This is a genomic window from Dorea sp. BIOML-A1, assembly GCF_009875615.1.
In the GTDB taxonomy this organism is placed as follows: domain Bacteria; phylum Bacillota; class Clostridia; order Lachnospirales; family Lachnospiraceae; genus Dorea_A; species Dorea_A amylophila.
In genome coordinates, this window is the sequence record NZ_WWSA01000036.1 from 1 (window position 1) to 14,834 (window position 14,834).

The 14,834-nt window shown below is 40.2% G+C and carries 16 protein-coding genes and 1 tRNA gene; 12 read left to right on the forward strand and 5 right to left on the reverse strand.

Going from position 1 to position 14,834, the window contains the following annotated elements; all coding sequences use genetic code 11:
- The first annotated feature begins 266 nt into the window (after positions 1 to 266).
- Positions 267 to 1,004, forward strand: coding sequence for a peptidylprolyl isomerase (locus GT508_RS12410; protein WP_055283973.1), 738 nt, complete (start codon positions 267 to 269; stop codon positions 1,002 to 1,004).
- A 97-nt stretch (positions 1,005 to 1,101) separates the two neighbouring features.
- Here GT508_RS12410 and GT508_RS12415 read toward each other — a convergent pair whose 3' ends face one another.
- Positions 1,102 to 2,388 carry an aminotransferase class I/II-fold pyridoxal phosphate-dependent enzyme gene (locus tag GT508_RS12415; protein ID WP_117598610.1) on the reverse strand — a complete coding sequence of 429 codons (1,287 nt, stop codon included), beginning with the start codon at positions 2,386 to 2,388 and terminating at the stop codon, positions 1,102 to 1,104.
- 351 nt (positions 2,389 to 2,739) lie between these two features.
- Here GT508_RS12415 and GT508_RS12420 point away from each other — a divergent pair, with 351 nt between their 5' ends.
- The gene (locus GT508_RS12420; RefSeq protein ID WP_161144355.1) at positions 2,740 to 3,714 is read left to right on the forward strand and encodes a Gfo/Idh/MocA family protein; all 975 of its coding nucleotides are present in this window, start codon (positions 2,740 to 2,742) and stop codon (positions 3,712 to 3,714) included.
- 100 nt (positions 3,715 to 3,814) lie between these two features.
- Here the strand turns inward: GT508_RS12420 and GT508_RS12425 are convergent, their stop codons facing one another.
- On the reverse strand, positions 3,815 to 5,500 hold the full coding sequence (locus GT508_RS12425; RefSeq protein ID WP_161144356.1) for a glycoside hydrolase family 13 protein: 1,686 nt from the start codon (positions 5,498 to 5,500) through the stop codon (positions 3,815 to 3,817).
- Between the two features lie 209 nt (positions 5,501 to 5,709).
- Between GT508_RS12425 and GT508_RS12430 the strand changes: the two genes are divergently transcribed.
- Positions 5,710 to 6,603 (forward strand): AraC family transcriptional regulator, encoded by an 894-nt coding sequence (locus tag GT508_RS12430; RefSeq protein WP_118225627.1) that lies wholly within the window; start codon positions 5,710 to 5,712, stop codon positions 6,601 to 6,603.
- A gap of 88 nt (positions 6,604 to 6,691) precedes the next feature.
- Here GT508_RS12430 and GT508_RS12435 read toward each other — a convergent pair whose 3' ends face one another.
- Positions 6,692 to 6,895: a hypothetical protein gene (locus tag GT508_RS12435; protein WP_161144357.1), complete on the reverse strand. Its 204-nt coding sequence runs from the start codon at positions 6,893 to 6,895 to the stop codon at positions 6,692 to 6,694.
- Between the two features lie 49 nt (positions 6,896 to 6,944).
- Positions 6,945 to 8,147 carry a bifunctional phosphopantothenoylcysteine decarboxylase/phosphopantothenate--cysteine ligase CoaBC gene (coaBC, locus tag GT508_RS12440; RefSeq protein WP_161144358.1) on the reverse strand — a complete coding sequence of 401 codons (1,203 nt, stop codon included), beginning with the start codon at positions 8,145 to 8,147 and terminating at the stop codon, positions 6,945 to 6,947.
- A 147-nt stretch (positions 8,148 to 8,294) separates the two neighbouring features.
- Here coaBC and GT508_RS12445 point away from each other — a divergent pair, with 147 nt between their 5' ends.
- The 9 genes from GT508_RS12445 to GT508_RS12485 all read left to right on the forward strand — a co-directional run bounded on the left by GT508_RS12445 (position 8,295) and on the right by GT508_RS12485 (position 14,343).
- Positions 8,295 to 8,933, forward strand: coding sequence for an ECF transporter S component (locus tag GT508_RS12445; RefSeq protein ID WP_161144359.1), 639 nt, complete (start codon positions 8,295 to 8,297; stop codon positions 8,931 to 8,933).
- Positions 8,934 to 9,106: 173 nt separating this feature from the next.
- Positions 9,107 to 9,177, forward strand: a tRNA-Trp gene (locus GT508_RS12450).
- Positions 9,178 to 9,324: 147 nt separating this feature from the next.
- Complete coding sequence (locus GT508_RS12455; RefSeq protein ID WP_161144360.1) at positions 9,325 to 10,701, forward strand: TrkH family potassium uptake protein; 1,377 nt, start codon at positions 9,325 to 9,327, stop codon at positions 10,699 to 10,701.
- Positions 10,702 to 10,716: 15 nt separating this feature from the next.
- Positions 10,717 to 11,358, forward strand: coding sequence for a potassium channel family protein (locus GT508_RS12460; protein ID WP_055283990.1), 642 nt, complete (start codon positions 10,717 to 10,719; stop codon positions 11,356 to 11,358).
- Positions 11,359 to 11,500: 142 nt separating this feature from the next.
- Positions 11,501 to 12,025: a hypothetical protein gene (locus GT508_RS12465; protein ID WP_055283992.1), complete on the forward strand. Its 525-nt coding sequence runs from the start codon at positions 11,501 to 11,503 to the stop codon at positions 12,023 to 12,025.
- Positions 12,026 to 12,089: 64 nt separating this feature from the next.
- Entirely contained in the window at positions 12,090 to 12,593 is a 504-nt protein-coding gene (locus GT508_RS12470) for an NUDIX hydrolase (RefSeq protein WP_161144361.1), read from the forward strand.
- Between the two features lie 14 nt (positions 12,594 to 12,607).
- Complete coding sequence (locus GT508_RS12475) at positions 12,608 to 13,090, forward strand: HD domain-containing protein (protein ID WP_117598605.1); 483 nt, start codon at positions 12,608 to 12,610, stop codon at positions 13,088 to 13,090.
- A gap of 74 nt (positions 13,091 to 13,164) precedes the next feature.
- On the forward strand, positions 13,165 to 13,941 hold the full coding sequence (locus GT508_RS12480; RefSeq protein ID WP_118225624.1) for a tRNA threonylcarbamoyladenosine dehydratase: 777 nt from the start codon (positions 13,165 to 13,167) through the stop codon (positions 13,939 to 13,941).
- 84 nt (positions 13,942 to 14,025) lie between these two features.
- Positions 14,026 to 14,343: a DUF6465 family protein gene (locus GT508_RS12485; protein WP_049947160.1), complete on the forward strand. Its 318-nt coding sequence runs from the start codon at positions 14,026 to 14,028 to the stop codon at positions 14,341 to 14,343.
- Between the two features lie 118 nt (positions 14,344 to 14,461).
- Here GT508_RS12485 and GT508_RS12490 read toward each other — a convergent pair whose 3' ends face one another.
- Positions 14,462 to 14,800, reverse strand: coding sequence for a hypothetical protein (locus tag GT508_RS12490; RefSeq protein ID WP_161144362.1), 339 nt, complete (start codon positions 14,798 to 14,800; stop codon positions 14,462 to 14,464).
- Between the last annotated feature and the right edge of the window lie 34 nt (positions 14,801 to 14,834).

Consider the following 14,834-nt stretch of genomic DNA (forward strand, 5'->3'; position numbering starts at 1 on the left):
AAGTGCAGTAATGCATGGAGCTGACTGATACTAATCGGTCGAGGGCATGACCAAGCAAGGTGATAGGTAGGATGAAAGAAATATTTCTTGTATGCAGTTTTGAAGGTATATATAAAAGGTAAAAAGCAATCAACATATGTTGGTTGCTTTTTTGATATCCGGCATAAAGAATAAAAAAAATATAAAATCTCAAATATCTTTTGACCATATATGCTATAGATGATACAATTGAAACATTGTTGGAATAGAAAAGGAGTTTATTAATTATGGAACAGAAAGTAATTGCCACAGTTGGCGGACATCAGATTACAGAAGCAGAAGTAGAGGCATTCATTCGCAGCCTTCCGAGAGAACAGCAGGCATATGCTTCACATCCGGATTTTCGTAAACAGTGTGAAGAACAGCTGATCGCAGTTTATGCATTTGCAAAATACGGAGAAGAAGAGAAGATCGATGAGACAGAAGAGTTCAAGAATGTGATGGAAAATGCGAGAAAAGACATTCTTGCGCAGATGGCTATGAGAAAGCTTTTTGCAACAGTAAACGTAACAGACGATGAGATCAAAGAATATTACGAAGCAAATAAAGGGAAATATTCTAAAGGTGCATCTGTACATGCGAAACACATCCTTGTAGATAATGAAGAGAAATGTACAGAGCTTTTGAACGCAATTACAAGCGGGGAGAAGGTATTTGAGGATGTTGCAAAAGAATCTTCTTCATGTCCTTCAGGAGCAAACGGAGGAGATCTTGGAGAGTTCGGAAGAGGACAGATGGTGAAAGAATTCGAGGATGCTGCATTTGCTGCTGAGATCGGACATATTGTAGGACCGGTAAAGACACAGTTTGGATATCATCTGATTAAAGTAGAAGATAAGAAAGAAGCCGGTGAATCAAATCTGGAAGAAGTAAAAGACCAGATTCGTGCAGAATTGTCTCAGAAGAAACAGGAAGAAGCTTACAGAGCTAAAGTAGACGAACTGAAGAAAAAATATATGGATTAATCTGTTCATCCGCTAAAGAGATAATATAATAAAAGCAGGGGCATGATCATTGAAGATCATGCCCCTGCTGCGTCTTAGATGGCGATTTGCGCCTGTTTTATTTGGTTTGCAGTAATTTATCAATACTTACAAGTTTTACGCTTAAAACAAATATTTTAGCAGCTAATTTCAGCTCTTTTACAGTTGGATAAGAAGGTGCAATACGGATATTGCTGTCCTTCGGATCTTTTCCATAAGGGAAAGTAGCACCGGCACCAGTCATTACAAGACCGGCATCTTTTGCTTTGGCAACGATTGCTTTGGCACATCCATCCATAGAATCAAAGGAAATGAAGTAGCCACCGCGTGGAGCAAGCCATGAACCAATTCCAAGTCCGCCAAGTTCTTTGTCCAGTGTATTTAACACAATATCAAACTTAGGACGGAGAATATCTGCATGTTTCTTCATGTGCTGAACCATTCCGTGAATATTTCCAAAATATCTTGCATGTCTTAACTGGTTCAGTTTGTCGTGTCCGATTGTCTGAATGCGCATCTGTTTTCTGATATCAGCCAGATTGGCATCAGATGCTGCGATTGCTGCGATACCGGAACCAGGGAAACTGATCTTGGAGGTAGAAGAGAACTTGTAAACCATATCCGGGTGTCCTTCTTTCTTACACTCCATTAAGATTTCAATCAGATAATCCTGTTTATCTTCATATAAATGGTGAATACCATATGCATTATCCCAAAAGATACGGAAGTCTTCTGCTGCAGGATTCAGTTTTGCAAAACGATGAACTGTTTCATCAGAGTAAGTGATGCCCTGTGGGTTGGAATATTTTGGAACACACCAGATACCTTTGATCGCCGGATCAGTGCTGACCAGTTCTTCTACCATGTCCATGTCCGGACCGGTTGGTGTCATCGGAACGTTGATCATCTCAATTCCGAAATATTCTGTAATTGCAAAATGTCTGTCATATCCAGGAACCGGACATAAGAATTTTACTTTATCAAGTTTTGCCCACGGAGTACTTCCCATAACACCATGAGTCATACTGCGTGCGATTGTATCATACATTATATTCAGGCTGGAGTTTCCAAAGATAACGATATTATCTTTTGGTACTTCCATCATATCTGCAAGCAACTGTTTCGCTTCTGCGATACCATCCAGAACACCGTAGTTACGGCAGTCAACACCTTCTTCACATACAAGGTCTGAGTCACTTCTTAATACATCCATCATATCCATGGACAGATTCAGCTGTTCTGTGGACGGCTTACCTCTGGACATATCCAAGTGTAGATTCTGTGCCTTTACATCTTCAAACTGGGCTTCCAGATCACTTTTCAGCTGCAATAATTCTTCTTTGGATAATTCTTCATATGCTACCACTATACCATCCTCCATATCATATATACCATTCAACATTATAATATTTTAACAGAATTTGACGTTTCGTCAATGGTTTCTTGCAAAATGATGAGAAATTATAGAAAAATATGCAATTCAAGACTTGTAAAATGAAATTTTTGTGAAAAAGTTATTCAAAAAATGTGATGTGATAAAGCATGCAAGTGAAAAATACAGTACCTATCCGAAGGAACAATCAGGAAATTACGGTAAAAATAAAAGGTGAATTATACAGGGAAGAAGTTGCCGGTGGCAGATTCCGGAGATTAGACATTCACAAAAACGGACAGCCTGTGTTATGATATGCTCAGATGATAACAAGGAGGAATTAATATGAGAGACATTAACTGGGCAGTACTTGGCACAGGCGTTATTGCAAATGAGATGGCCGTTGCATTAAAAAAGAACGGAAAGAATATCTATGCTGTTGGTAACAGAACCTATGAAAAAGCCGTCGCATTTGGTGAAAAGTATGGCATAGGGAAAGTTTATACGGATTATAATGAGATGTTTACTGATCGGGATGTTGATGTAATTTATATCACAACACCTCACAATACACATAAAAAATTTATGAAACAGGCAATTGAGAATGGGAAACATATTCTGGTAGAAAAGTCGATTACACTTAACAGTGATGAACTGAATGAGATGGCAGAACTGGCAGATAAGAATCATGTCATCATCGGAGAGGCAATGACGATCTATCATATGCCGATCTATAAAAAGTTAAAGGAACTTCTGGAAACGGGTGTATTAGGTAAAGTAAATCTTATCACAATGAATTTTGGGAGCTTCAAAGAATACGATATGAATAACCGCTTCTTTAACCGTAATCTTGCCGGTGGAGCAATGTTGGATATTGGAGTATATGCGCTTTCATTCATCCGCTGGTTCATGGATTCAAAACCAGATCAGTTGCTGTCGCAGGTGAAATCCGCACCCACAGGGGTAGATGAGCAGGCCGGACTGCTGTTGATGAACAAAGAAGGGCAGATGGCAACCGTTATGTTATCACTTCATTCAAAACAGCCAAAGCGGGGCATGATCTCCTGTGAAAAGGGATACATTGAGATTATGGAATATCCAAGAGCATGGGAGGCAAGAATTACCTATGTGGAAACCGGAGATGTAGATGTCATAAGAGCGGGAGAAAATGCAGATGCACTTGCTTATGAACTTGAAGATATGGAAAAAGCGATTGCAGGAGATTCGGAATGTATGCATTTTGATTATACAAAAGATGTTATGGATATGATGACGGAATTCAGAAAAGCATGGAAGTTCACTTATCCGGAAGAGGAATAGTTTGCAGAGATAAAAAAAGCACATAGATATCAGCTGATAATATCTGATATCTATGTGCTGCTTTTTGTTTCTTAGACATATAAAAACGATACAAAAGAAATTATAAAGTTTCTAATTCGAATACAAGAACTTCACAACTGTTAAGTGTAATTATATCATTGGCAGGAAGAGAATGCTCAGCATTGGCCATATTAGAAAGAAGAATCTGCTTTACGGGATATTCCAGCGTAAGAGAAACTGCTTCTTTCCCGAAGTTGGCGGTGATAAGGATTCGTTGATTTTCAGTCTTTCGATAATAAGCCATGACCGAACTGGTATTCTGATAAACAGGCAGGAATTCGCCATAAGCAAATACTTCTTTGTAAGCAGGAGATTTGCGCAGTGCGATCAGCTTCCGGTAATAATTTAATACAGAATCAGGATCTGTGTCCTGCGTTTCCATGTTGATTTCAGTATAATTATCATTTACTTTCAGCCATGGAGTTCCCGTGGTAAATCCGGCATTTTCCTGAGTATTCCATTGCATCGGAGTTCTGGCGTTATCACGGCTCAGTCTGCTGCATACTTCAAGGGCTTCTTTATCGGTGAGCCCGGCATCTCTGGCAGTATGATACTGATCTATGGTACTGATGTCATTATATTCGTCAACAGTGTTCCAGACTGCATTTTGCATACCGATTTCCTGCCCCTGATAGATAAAAGGAATTCCACGGAGAAGAACACTGATTGTTCCGAGCATCTTAGTACCTGTGGGATTCTGGGCATAGTCAGGAAGAAAACGAGACACACCTCTTGGTTCATCATGATTTTCGATGATATTTGCTTCCAGACCACAGTTTTGAACTCTAAGCTGGGAGTCGGTGATCGCTTTACGCCATTCTTTGAAGTCTACAGGTGGTGCATCATACCATCCATGTTCTCCGTCACTGAGTATATGTGCACTAAAGTCAAAAATTGTGGAAAAATGACCATTTTCACCGATAAATGCATCAAGTTCGCCCTCTTTCATATTAAATACTTCGCCTACAGTAAATGCTTCGTATTTCTGAAATGTATGTTTCTTCAGATCTTCAAGAAGTTCTCCGACACCATCTACTTCGTCTACCATTTTCCAACAGCCGGCAAGTCCATCCGGACCATCCGGTTTGAAATCCGGAAAGTCCAGATCCTTCTTGATGTTAATGATTGCATCAATACGGAATCCGGCAAGTCCTTTTTCAAGCCACCAGTTGATCATTTCATAAAGTTTTTCTCTCAGAAGCGGGTTTTCCCAGTTAAGATCGGGCTGTTCTTTGGCAAACATGTGCAGGTAGTATTTATCAGTACCCGGTACCGGTTCCCAGCAGCTTCCGCCAAAGTAAGAACGCAAGTTACTTGGGGGATTACCGTTTCTGCCCTTGCGGAAATAGAAATAATCAGCATATTCTCCGTCGGGATCGGCCAGGGCTTTCTGGAACCATTCGTGCTGGTCAGAACAGTGATTGATGACCAGATCCATAATAATATACATATCCCTTTTCTTCGCTTCGGCAAGCAGTTCGTCAAACTCTTCCATCGTTCCGAATTCTTCCGCAATTGCGTAGTAATCAGAAATATCATAGCCCTGATCTACAAAAGGTGATTTGTAGATTGGAGAGAGCCAGATGATATCAATCCCCAATTTTTTTAAATAATCTAATTTAGAAATGATTCCACGAAGATCTCCGATTCCGTCTCCGTTTGTGTCTAAAAAGCTTTTTGGATAGATCTGGTATGCGACTTTATCATGCCACCATTTTTTTATCATAATTTTTCCCTTTATATACGAAATTAATTTCGTAAATCCCTTTCTGTTATTGTAGTCTTCTGTATGCTGCTTTGCCAAAATCACATTGAGGCATAACAGAAAATGTATTATACTGCTATTATATGAAAAAAAAAGCCTGATATCTTGCAGTATAGTGTTGTTGTATAACATAATACTGCCTTGTAAAAGCAGAGAAAGGGAAAAAGAAAATGAAGAAACAGTATTTCCATGCACCGGAGCAAAAAGAAGAGACAAAGCACGGAGAGCCGTACTTTCCGGTTCAAAAGTATATTACCAGACTGTCTGAAGAATATCCGGCGGTAACAACACACTGGCATGAAGAGGCAGAACTTACATTGATCGTAAAAGGAAAATGCCATTATCAGGTAGATCTGGTTGATTATGAAGTGAAAGAAGGAGATCTGTTATTTGTTCCGCCGCTATTTTTGCATGCGATTTCAAAAGGAAGATGTGAAGAATTTATTTCGGAGACGTATGTATTTCATTTGAATTTTCTCGGAGGTAATTCAACAGATATATGTTCGACGCGCTATCTGGTTCCAATTATGAACCAGGAATTCGCAATGCCTTGTCTGATTACAGGGAAACATTCGGTCTATGCTTCACTTAGAAAAGTCTTTGATCAGATTACTTCGCTTTATGATGAAAATGTAGATGGATATGAACTGGCATTGAAAGCGTTACTTTTGCAAGCAATTTTTTTGTTGCTGCAATATAGCAAAAAAATTACAAAGAAAGAAAAAGAGCAACATTCCGAGAAATTAAAAAGTGTACTGGATTATATTGGAGAACACTATGCAGAACCAATTTCAATAGCGGAACTGGCAGAATTGTGCTATTTCAGTGAATATCATTTTATGCGTTTTTTCAAAAAGCATATGAATATGACTTGTGTGGAATACATGAATAATTTTAGATTGGAAAAAGCTGTGGAATTATTTGAACAGGGGCATTTATCGATTATTGAAGTCTCAATGTCAGTCGGATTCCGGAATCTTTCTTATTTTCATCGTGCATTTAAGAAAAAATATGGTATGACACCACTTACTTTTATAAATAAACTGAAAAACACTGTCCGATAACATATTAAGATCATTGGACAGTGTTATGTAATATCTATGTATTTTGAAAACTGTCAGAGACAGATTCCGGATCGTCAACTGATAAAATTTATAAACTTGCTTCAACCAGTACAGCTACAGCCAGTGTGTCGTCTTCTGTAAATCCCTGTGCACAGGTAAGGATTGTCTGTACATAGTCTTTTGAAAGATCGAGTTTGCGAGAGATGACATCCATATCATACCCCTCCTGATTCAATTCAGTTACATTCTTTACATCCTTGCGTATCTGTTCCATTGATAAATTTGCGTCCATTTTCATATATCCTCCTGTAAATTTTCGGATTTCCTTTTTTATACTGTATTTACATTTCGTTCTTAAGCTCTAATATTTTATCAAGCAGATGGAAGGCAACTTCTTCTTTGCTCATCAGTTCAAGTTCAAATATCTGATCTGGTGTGATCATAGTAACGATGTTTGTATCCGTTTCAAATCCGGCACCTTGTTCTTTCAGATTATTGGCAACGATCATATCCAGATTCTTCTTTTCCAGTTTTTTCTTGGAGTTCGTAAGCATATTCTGCGTCTCCATAGAAAAGCCGCATAAGAACTGACCGGCTTTTTTGTGTTCACCGAGATATTTCAGGATATCATCTGTGCGCTCCAGTGGAATCGACATGGTGTCATCGTCTTTCTTTTTGATCTTTTCATCAGAGACATTGCATGGTCTGTAATCGGCAACGGCAGCAGCCTTGATGATAATGTCCATATCCTGGCTTCTGGAAGTGACTTCCCTGTACATATCTTTGGCAGACACAATTGGAATGGTATTGACAAAAAGCGGTGCATCAAGGGAGGTACGTCCTGTTACAAGGGTAACATCTGCGCCGCGGAGCATGCAGGCTTTTGCAATGCTGTATCCCATCTTTCCAGAAGAATGGTTCGTAATATAACGGACCGGGTCAATGGCTTCCTGTGTCGGTCCTGCAGTTACAAGTACTTTCATACCGGTCATGTCTTTTTTGTATCCAACAGATTTGCAGATATATTGGAATAAAGTTTCCGGTTCCGGCATCTTTCCGGTACCATTATCGCCACAGGCCAGATGACCGGTGGAAGGTGTGATGACTTCCATGCCATAATGCTTCAGTAATTCTATATTATCCTGTGTGACAGGATTCTCATACATTGCTGTATTCATAGCAGGAGCAATGATCTTTGGCGCACGGCTGGCAAGTACGGTTGTTGTCAGCATATCGTCGGCAAGACCATGAGCAAGCTTGGCCATCACATTTGCAGTTGCGGGAGCAACCATAACGACATCAGCAAGCTGGGCAAGTGCAATATGTTCCACTTTGAATTCAAAGTTCCGGTCGAATGTATCAGTGATACATTTATGCCCGGTGAGAGTCTCAAACGTAATCGGATTAATGAAATTGACAGCGTTCTCTGTCATGATGACATGAACATCAGCCTGGGCTTTTACCAGAAGACTTGCAAGAGTTGCAATCTTATAAGAAGCAATTCCCCCGGTCACGCCAAGGAGAACGTGTTTTCCTTTTAACATAAATATTCATCCTCATTTCTAAAATAATACAATCACTATAGCTCTTTTTATTCATTCTTGCAAGTAATAGATAACGATGTTATAATCGGATTCGTAATTGTATTGTATCCCGGATACCGGGAATGATAACAAGGAGGAAGATTAAACATGAAGACAAAAAAACATAACACCAGCTGGATGGTCAGTGTTGCACTTATGGCAGCAATCGTAATCGTTCTGGCGAATACACCGCTTGGAATGATACAGCTTCCGATCATTAAAGCGACAACGGTACACATTCCGGTAATTATTGGAGCAATTTTGTTAGGACCTGCAGCAGGTGCAATCCTGGGCGGTGTATTCGGTATTTGTTCATTGATCAGTAATACAATGGCACCGACGCTTTTATCATTCGCATTCTCTCCGTTTATGAGCACTACAGGAATACCCGGAGCGGTTAAGGCAGTCTGGATTTCAGTAGGATGCAGAATTTTGATCGGTGTGGCAGCAGGATGGCTTTGGATTCTCTTATCAAAACTGAAAGTAAACAATATCATTGCACTTCCTGTCGTAGGATTCGCCGGAGCAATGGTGAACACGATCACGGTAATGGGAAGTATCTATATTCTTTTTGCAAAACAGTATGCAGAAGCAAAAGATGTGGCAGTCAGTGCCGTATGGGGACTGGTAATGGGAACTGTTACGGCATCGGGAATACCTGAGGCAATTGCATCGGCAATTCTAGTTCTTGCAATCGGTAAAGTTCTGATCGGTGTATTTAGAAAAATGAATATCGGAAATGTATAGATGAAAGATGGAATCTCCGGCTCGGATAAAGAAAGCCGGAGGTTTTTTAGAATACGGATTATATAAGAAAAAACAGAAATTTTGCAAAAAAATAAAAAAAATGAAAAATTCTGTTGACATATATGGAACTAATATGGTATAAATAATAAGCACTCAGCAATGAGTTACAATATAGGGGATTGGTCAAGTGGTATGATAGGGGTCTCCAAAACCTTTGGCGGGAGTTCGATTCTCTCATCCCCTGCTCCTGAAAGAGTCAGAAATGCTTTGTTTATAAGCTTTTCTGGCTTTTTTGTTTTTGCCGGAAAATAACTATTGACTTCTTTAAGGTGCAAGCGTAAATTATAGTCGTTATAGAAGAAAAAATACAGATAAGAAAGGCAAAATAAAAATGAAGAGAAAGCAAAATATCAGATGGAATACCATGAAAATTCTGGTAATTGGTTTTCTGAGTGTGATTGTTCTCGGAGCAGTACTTTTATGGCTTCCGGTATCGAATGAAAAACCAATCAGCTTCCTGGATGCATTATTTACATCGACAACATCGGTATGTGTGACTGGACTGGTTACGGTTGTTCCGAAATATCAGTTCACGATAATGGGAAAGATAATTTTATTGATTCTGATTCAGATCGGAGGTCTGGGCATAATTGCATGTATCACAGCATTCTTTATGCTTCTTAAAAGAAAGATTACAGTAAAAGAGAGAATTGTCATTCAAGAAGCTTATAATATGAATTCTCTTGGTGGTCTGGTAGGCATGGTCCGCAGAATTTTGTTCGGGACGGTAGTGGTAGAAGGAATCGGCGCTGTTTTTTATGCAATACAATTCAGTCGGGATTATGGACTTGTAAAAGGAATTTGGTATGGAGTTTTTCACTCGGTTTCTGCATTTTGCAATGCGGGAATTGATATTCTCGGAGAGGACAGCCTGGCAAGATACGTAACCAGTCCATTGATCAATATTACAACGATGATGCTGATCATTCTTGGCGGAATCGGATTTACGGTGTGGTATGACGTGATTGATAACGGAAAGAAGATCTGGCATCGTGAAATTCCGAAGAAATGGTGTTTTACCAGACTTAAGTTACATTCAAAGATAGCAATTGTTACGACATTGATCCTGCTGATAGCAGGGACACTTTTGAATTTTGTACTGGAGTACCGGAATCCGGAAACGATTGGGAATCTGAATACCGGACAGAAGATAATGGCTTCGGCATTTCAGGCTGTGACGACCAGAACGGCCGGATTTAGTACATTTCAGCAGTCGGGAATGCATGAAGAGACCGGATTCCTGAATATTATTTTAATGTTTATCGGAGGATCTCCGGGAGGAACTGCGGGTGGTCTGAAGACAACGACATTTGCGCTTTTATTTCTCGCTTTTCACACGATGCTCAGGGGAGGTCATGATATTGAATGCTTCCAGAGAAAAGTGGCTGAAGATAGCTTGCGTGTAGCGTTCGTGACATTTATGCTGGCATTGGGCATATATGTAACAGGAACCACGGTTATTGCTGTGATAGAGCCGGATACAATCTCGCTTCAGAAAATTATGTATGAGACCGCATCTGCGATGGCAACAGTTGGCCTGACACAAGATCTGACAACTCATCTGAGGGTAGGAAGCAAGATCGTGTTGATGATACTGATGTATGCAGGACGAGTCGGACCGATGACCATTGCATTATTATTTGCCGGAAAGGTAAATTTGCAGGAAAAGATGCGGACACTTCCGACGGAAAAGATTATGATTGGTTAATGAGGAGGAGTAACTATGAAGAAACAATTTGCAGTATTTGGTCTGGGCAGTTTTGGGGAAAGTATTGCGTTAGAATTACAAAAACTCGGATGCGAGGTCGTAGCAGTAGATAAAGATATGGAGCGCGTAAAAGGAATCGCCGACTCGGTATCGTATGCGATGCAGGCAGATATCGGTGATCCGGATTTTGTCAGATCTCTCGGCACGAGGAATCTGGATGGCGTTGTGATCGCAGAAGCAGAAAGTCTGGAAGCAAGTATTATGGCAACGCTGGTGTGTAAAGAAATTGGTGTACCGAATGTGATTGCAAAAGCAAAAAATGAGCGTCATGCAACCGTATTGAAAAAAATCGGTGCAGACTCCATTATTTTCCCGGAAAAAGAAATGGGAATCCGGATGGCAAAGAATCTTATGTCTGCCAGCTTCACAGATTGGATCGCTTTATCACCGGATTATAGTATAGTTGAGACACCGATGCCCGTAAAATGGAGTGGAAAAACGTTGCAAGAACTGGATGTGCGCCGGAATTATGAAGTGAATGTCGTGGGAATTAAAAGTGGGGCGCACGTAGAAGTGAATCCGGATCCTTCAGAAGTATTGCGTGAAGATATGGTTCTGATCCTGGTGGGATCTAATAAAGCATTAGAAGCATTATAAGAAAATTTCATGTCTGGAGATGATCCTGGCTGGTGTGACGAAGGTGTAATATCGGCTTTGCAATCATAACAAGATAATGGTATAATATTCATACTGATTTGATCTGAAGATACGAAAGCTTTACCGTAAGGAGGACATGAGGATGAAAGAAAAAATAATACAGGGTGGGATCGTGAATGGCGAGAAGATGCTGGTATGTCCGACCTGGGAAGATGAATTTCAAAAAGCAATCAACAGTACAGGCGGCTGTTTCCGAATCAGCATGGATTATTCTGCTGTAGATGTTTCGTGGTGGAAAGAACTGGAAGCGATTGCTAAAAAATATGGATACACACTGGATTCCGAATCATTGGAGATCATTCAGGAATATGTACAGAAATATAAAAAGTACGAGAATCATTTCTGGGAATATGGAAAGAAAATCATAACATTTGAACAGTTCAGCAGGATGTTGAGTAAAAAGGCGGGAATACAGCCAAAAGAAGCAAAAGACTATGTGGCCGCTAATCTTCAGAATCTGGAGCATAAAGAGATTTTGGAGGCATTGCTGTTCTCGTTGCAGCTTATTAAATCCGAAAAGGGACTGGAGGGAACGCAGTGGACAAAACCGACGTGCGATTTTATTAAGAAAGAATTTGAGAAGATGATTGTAAACGGGGAATATTAAGAAGAAAAAGTGGGGAGTCAGTCAGAATGATTCTCCACTTTTGATGTAAAAGGAGATAAAGAGTATGGAATTATGGGATATTTATGATGAAAATAAAGAGCGTACAGGAGCTACAATGAAACATAATGACTGGAATATGAAACCGGGAGAATTTCACCTGACTGTTCTTGGTGTGCTGATGCGCCCGGATGGGAAATATCTGATCACCAGAAGAAGAATGGATAAAGAATGGGCAGCCGGATGGTGGGAAGTGCCGGGAGGCGGAGTACGTGCCGGGGAAGATTCGTTGGATGCAGTGATTCGGGAAATCAAGGAAGAGACAGGAGTTGATGTGACGGGAGCAGAAGGAGGCTATGCATTTTCATATAAGAGAGTAAATCCGGAAGAAAAAAACAATTACTTTGTGGATATCTACAAATTTATTCTGGATTTTGATGAATCTGATGTGAAGACACAGGAGGAAGAGGTGTCGGGATTTGCAATCGCAGATATCGAAGAAATCAAAAGATATGCGGATCAGGGGATATTTCTTCACTATGAAAGTATCCGACAGGTTTTCGAAGGATAAAACAGGCAGGCTGTATGAATGATGAAGAGAGAATCCTGAAGGAAATCAAAGATGTATTAAAAGAACTGGATGAGCAGGGAAGAATGAAGTATACGCAGAAATACATGCAGCATAGTGATATTTCGGTATATAAGCATTGCATTAGTGTGGCATATACAAGCGTAGAACTGGCGGATCGCTTGGCGTGGAATGTCAACCGCAGAGAACTGATCAGAGGTGCGCTTCTGCATGATTATTTTCTATATGACTGGCATGAAAAGAATGCAGGGCACAGATTTCATGGATTTATCCATGCCGGCAGAGCGCTGCAGAATGCCAGGAAAGATTTTAAACTGACCATACGGGAGGAGAATATCATATTACGTCATATGTTTCCGTTGAATGTCGTACCTCCGATGTGTAAGGAGGCATGGCTGGTATGCCTCGCCGATAAGATATGTGCATCCAAAGAGACTGTGGCCGGAAGAATACATAGAAAAAGGAAACAGCAGAGATGAAAGATATGGTTGACTTGTCAGATATCCTACTATTATAATAGGGAATAATATGAAATATGAGTGGAGGAACAAATATGTTAAATCAGTTTTCCAGAACACAGCTTCTGTTAGGGTCTGACAATATGGACAGACTTGCAGATGCAAAGGTAGCGGTCTTTGGGATCGGCGGAGTAGGCGGATACGTGGTAGAAGCACTTGCGAGAAGCGGAGTAGGATCATTTGTCCTGGTGGATGACGATAAAGTGTGTCTGACGAATATCAACCGTCAGATTATTGCGACCAGAAAGACCGTAGGGAAGTATAAAGTAGATGTGATGAAAGACCGAATTCTGGAAATTAACCCGGATGCAGATGTAGAGATAAGAAAATGTTTTTATCTTCCGGAGAATGCGCATGAATTTCCGTTTGAAGAATATTCTTATGTGGTAGATGCGGTAGATACGGTAACTGCAAAGATTGAGATCATAATGCGTGCGAAGGCCGCAGATGTTCCTGTTATCAGTTGTATGGGAGCCGGCAATAAACTGGACGCATCTGCATTTCAGGTGGCAGATATCTATAAGACAAAGATGTGTCCGCTTGCAAAAGTTATGCGGAGGGAATTAAAAGCACGTGGGATAAAAAAACTAAAAGTTGTATATTCGGAAGAAAAACCGGTACGTCCATTAGAAGATATGAGCATCAGCTGCAGACAGCATTGTGTATGCCCGCCGGGGACAGCAAGAAAATGTACTCAGAGAAGAGATATTCCGGGAAGTATTGCATTCGTTCCATCCGTAGCAGGACTGATCCTTGCCGGAGAAGTGGTAAAAGACCTGACCATCAATCAGTATGGCCGGGGAACGGAATAATGGGGGATATCTTTTGACATTTTCTGTAAATCCGATATAATAGAAAACGTAATGTTCTATTTGTAGATTGAGGAGGTTATCAATATGAAAAAAAATAGAAGAAACAATTCAAGACCTGCAGCAATCACAACTGCAAAAGATACAACAAAGGCAATCGAGACAAGAGCAGGCGTATTGAAAGAAGCAGAAGATGTGAAGAAAGAGGCAAAGACAAGCTTTTATCTTCAGTATATGGGAAAAGAAATCAGCACAGAGGAGATTACACAGAAAGTACACGAAGCATGGAAAACTTTGGGGAAAAATGTAGATGAGATCAAAACGCTGAATGTATATTTGAAACCGGAAGAAGCAGCAGCTTATTACGTGATCAATGAAGAAACAACTGGAAAAGTAGCAATTTAATGTAATAACTATATTGAACGTCCGGTATATGGATACAGCAGTATAGAATTGTTCTATACTGCTGTATCTTTTTTGGACAGAAATGGAAGTCGTTACACCTGTTTAATGCCAATTGTATCTAGTATTTTGTTACATCTTCTTCAAGATGTGCAATCTGTTCCAAAAGCCCGGTAGTTTCTTTTTCGGAAAGACTTTCCAGGAGCATGTTCATATCATCCGCAATTTTTGCGGGATTATAAGGAACTTCTAATGCAAAATCACTGAAAGCGCGAATCTTCTGGAAATAAGTGCGGGTCTCAGGTTCTTCACCGCCGGTCCGGCACATCTGATACATGGTGACACAGTCTGTGGCATCCTGATCTGTACATTTTTTACAGATCCATTTTCCAAGATAATAATAATTACTTCCAATCTGATAAAGGAATCCCGGAAGCTTTAATAATCGCTCTGATAACATGACAGAACCTCCTTGCATTGATGAAGTCCGGTTA

What these genes read in the sequence shown, in the direction of transcription:
- GT508_RS12410 (WP_055283973.1), top strand. Translation starts at nt 267, where the DNA reads ATGGAACAGAAAGTAATTGCCACAGTTGGCGGACATCAGATTACAGAA.
- GT508_RS12420 (WP_161144355.1), top strand. Translation starts at nt 2,740, where the DNA reads ATGAGAGACATTAACTGGGCAGTACTTGGCACAGGCGTTATTGCAAAT.
- GT508_RS12425 (WP_161144356.1), bottom strand. Translation starts at nt 5,500, where the DNA reads ATGATAAAAAAATGGTGGCATGATAAAGTCGCATACCAGATCTATCCA.
- GT508_RS12430 (WP_118225627.1), top strand. Translation starts at nt 5,710, where the DNA reads ATGAAGAAACAGTATTTCCATGCACCGGAGCAAAAAGAAGAGACAAAG.
- GT508_RS12435 (WP_161144357.1), bottom strand. Translation starts at nt 6,895, where the DNA reads ATGGACGCAAATTTATCAATGGAACAGATACGCAAGGATGTAAAGAAT.
- coaBC (WP_161144358.1), bottom strand. Translation starts at nt 8,147, where the DNA reads ATGTTAAAAGGAAAACACGTTCTCCTTGGCGTGACCGGGGGAATTGCT.
- GT508_RS12445 (WP_161144359.1), top strand. Translation starts at nt 8,295, where the DNA reads ATGAAGACAAAAAAACATAACACCAGCTGGATGGTCAGTGTTGCACTT.
- GT508_RS12455 (WP_161144360.1), top strand. Translation starts at nt 9,325, where the DNA reads ATGAAGAGAAAGCAAAATATCAGATGGAATACCATGAAAATTCTGGTA.
- GT508_RS12460 (WP_055283990.1), top strand. Translation starts at nt 10,717, where the DNA reads ATGAAGAAACAATTTGCAGTATTTGGTCTGGGCAGTTTTGGGGAAAGT.
- GT508_RS12465 (WP_055283992.1), top strand. Translation starts at nt 11,501, where the DNA reads ATGAAAGAAAAAATAATACAGGGTGGGATCGTGAATGGCGAGAAGATG.
- GT508_RS12470 (WP_161144361.1), top strand. Translation starts at nt 12,090, where the DNA reads ATGGAATTATGGGATATTTATGATGAAAATAAAGAGCGTACAGGAGCT.
- GT508_RS12475 (WP_117598605.1), top strand. Translation starts at nt 12,608, where the DNA reads ATGAATGATGAAGAGAGAATCCTGAAGGAAATCAAAGATGTATTAAAA.
- GT508_RS12480 (WP_118225624.1), top strand. Translation starts at nt 13,165, where the DNA reads ATGTTAAATCAGTTTTCCAGAACACAGCTTCTGTTAGGGTCTGACAAT.
- GT508_RS12485 (WP_049947160.1), top strand. Translation starts at nt 14,026, where the DNA reads ATGAAAAAAAATAGAAGAAACAATTCAAGACCTGCAGCAATCACAACT.
- GT508_RS12490 (WP_161144362.1), bottom strand. Translation starts at nt 14,800, where the DNA reads ATGTTATCAGAGCGATTATTAAAGCTTCCGGGATTCCTTTATCAGATT.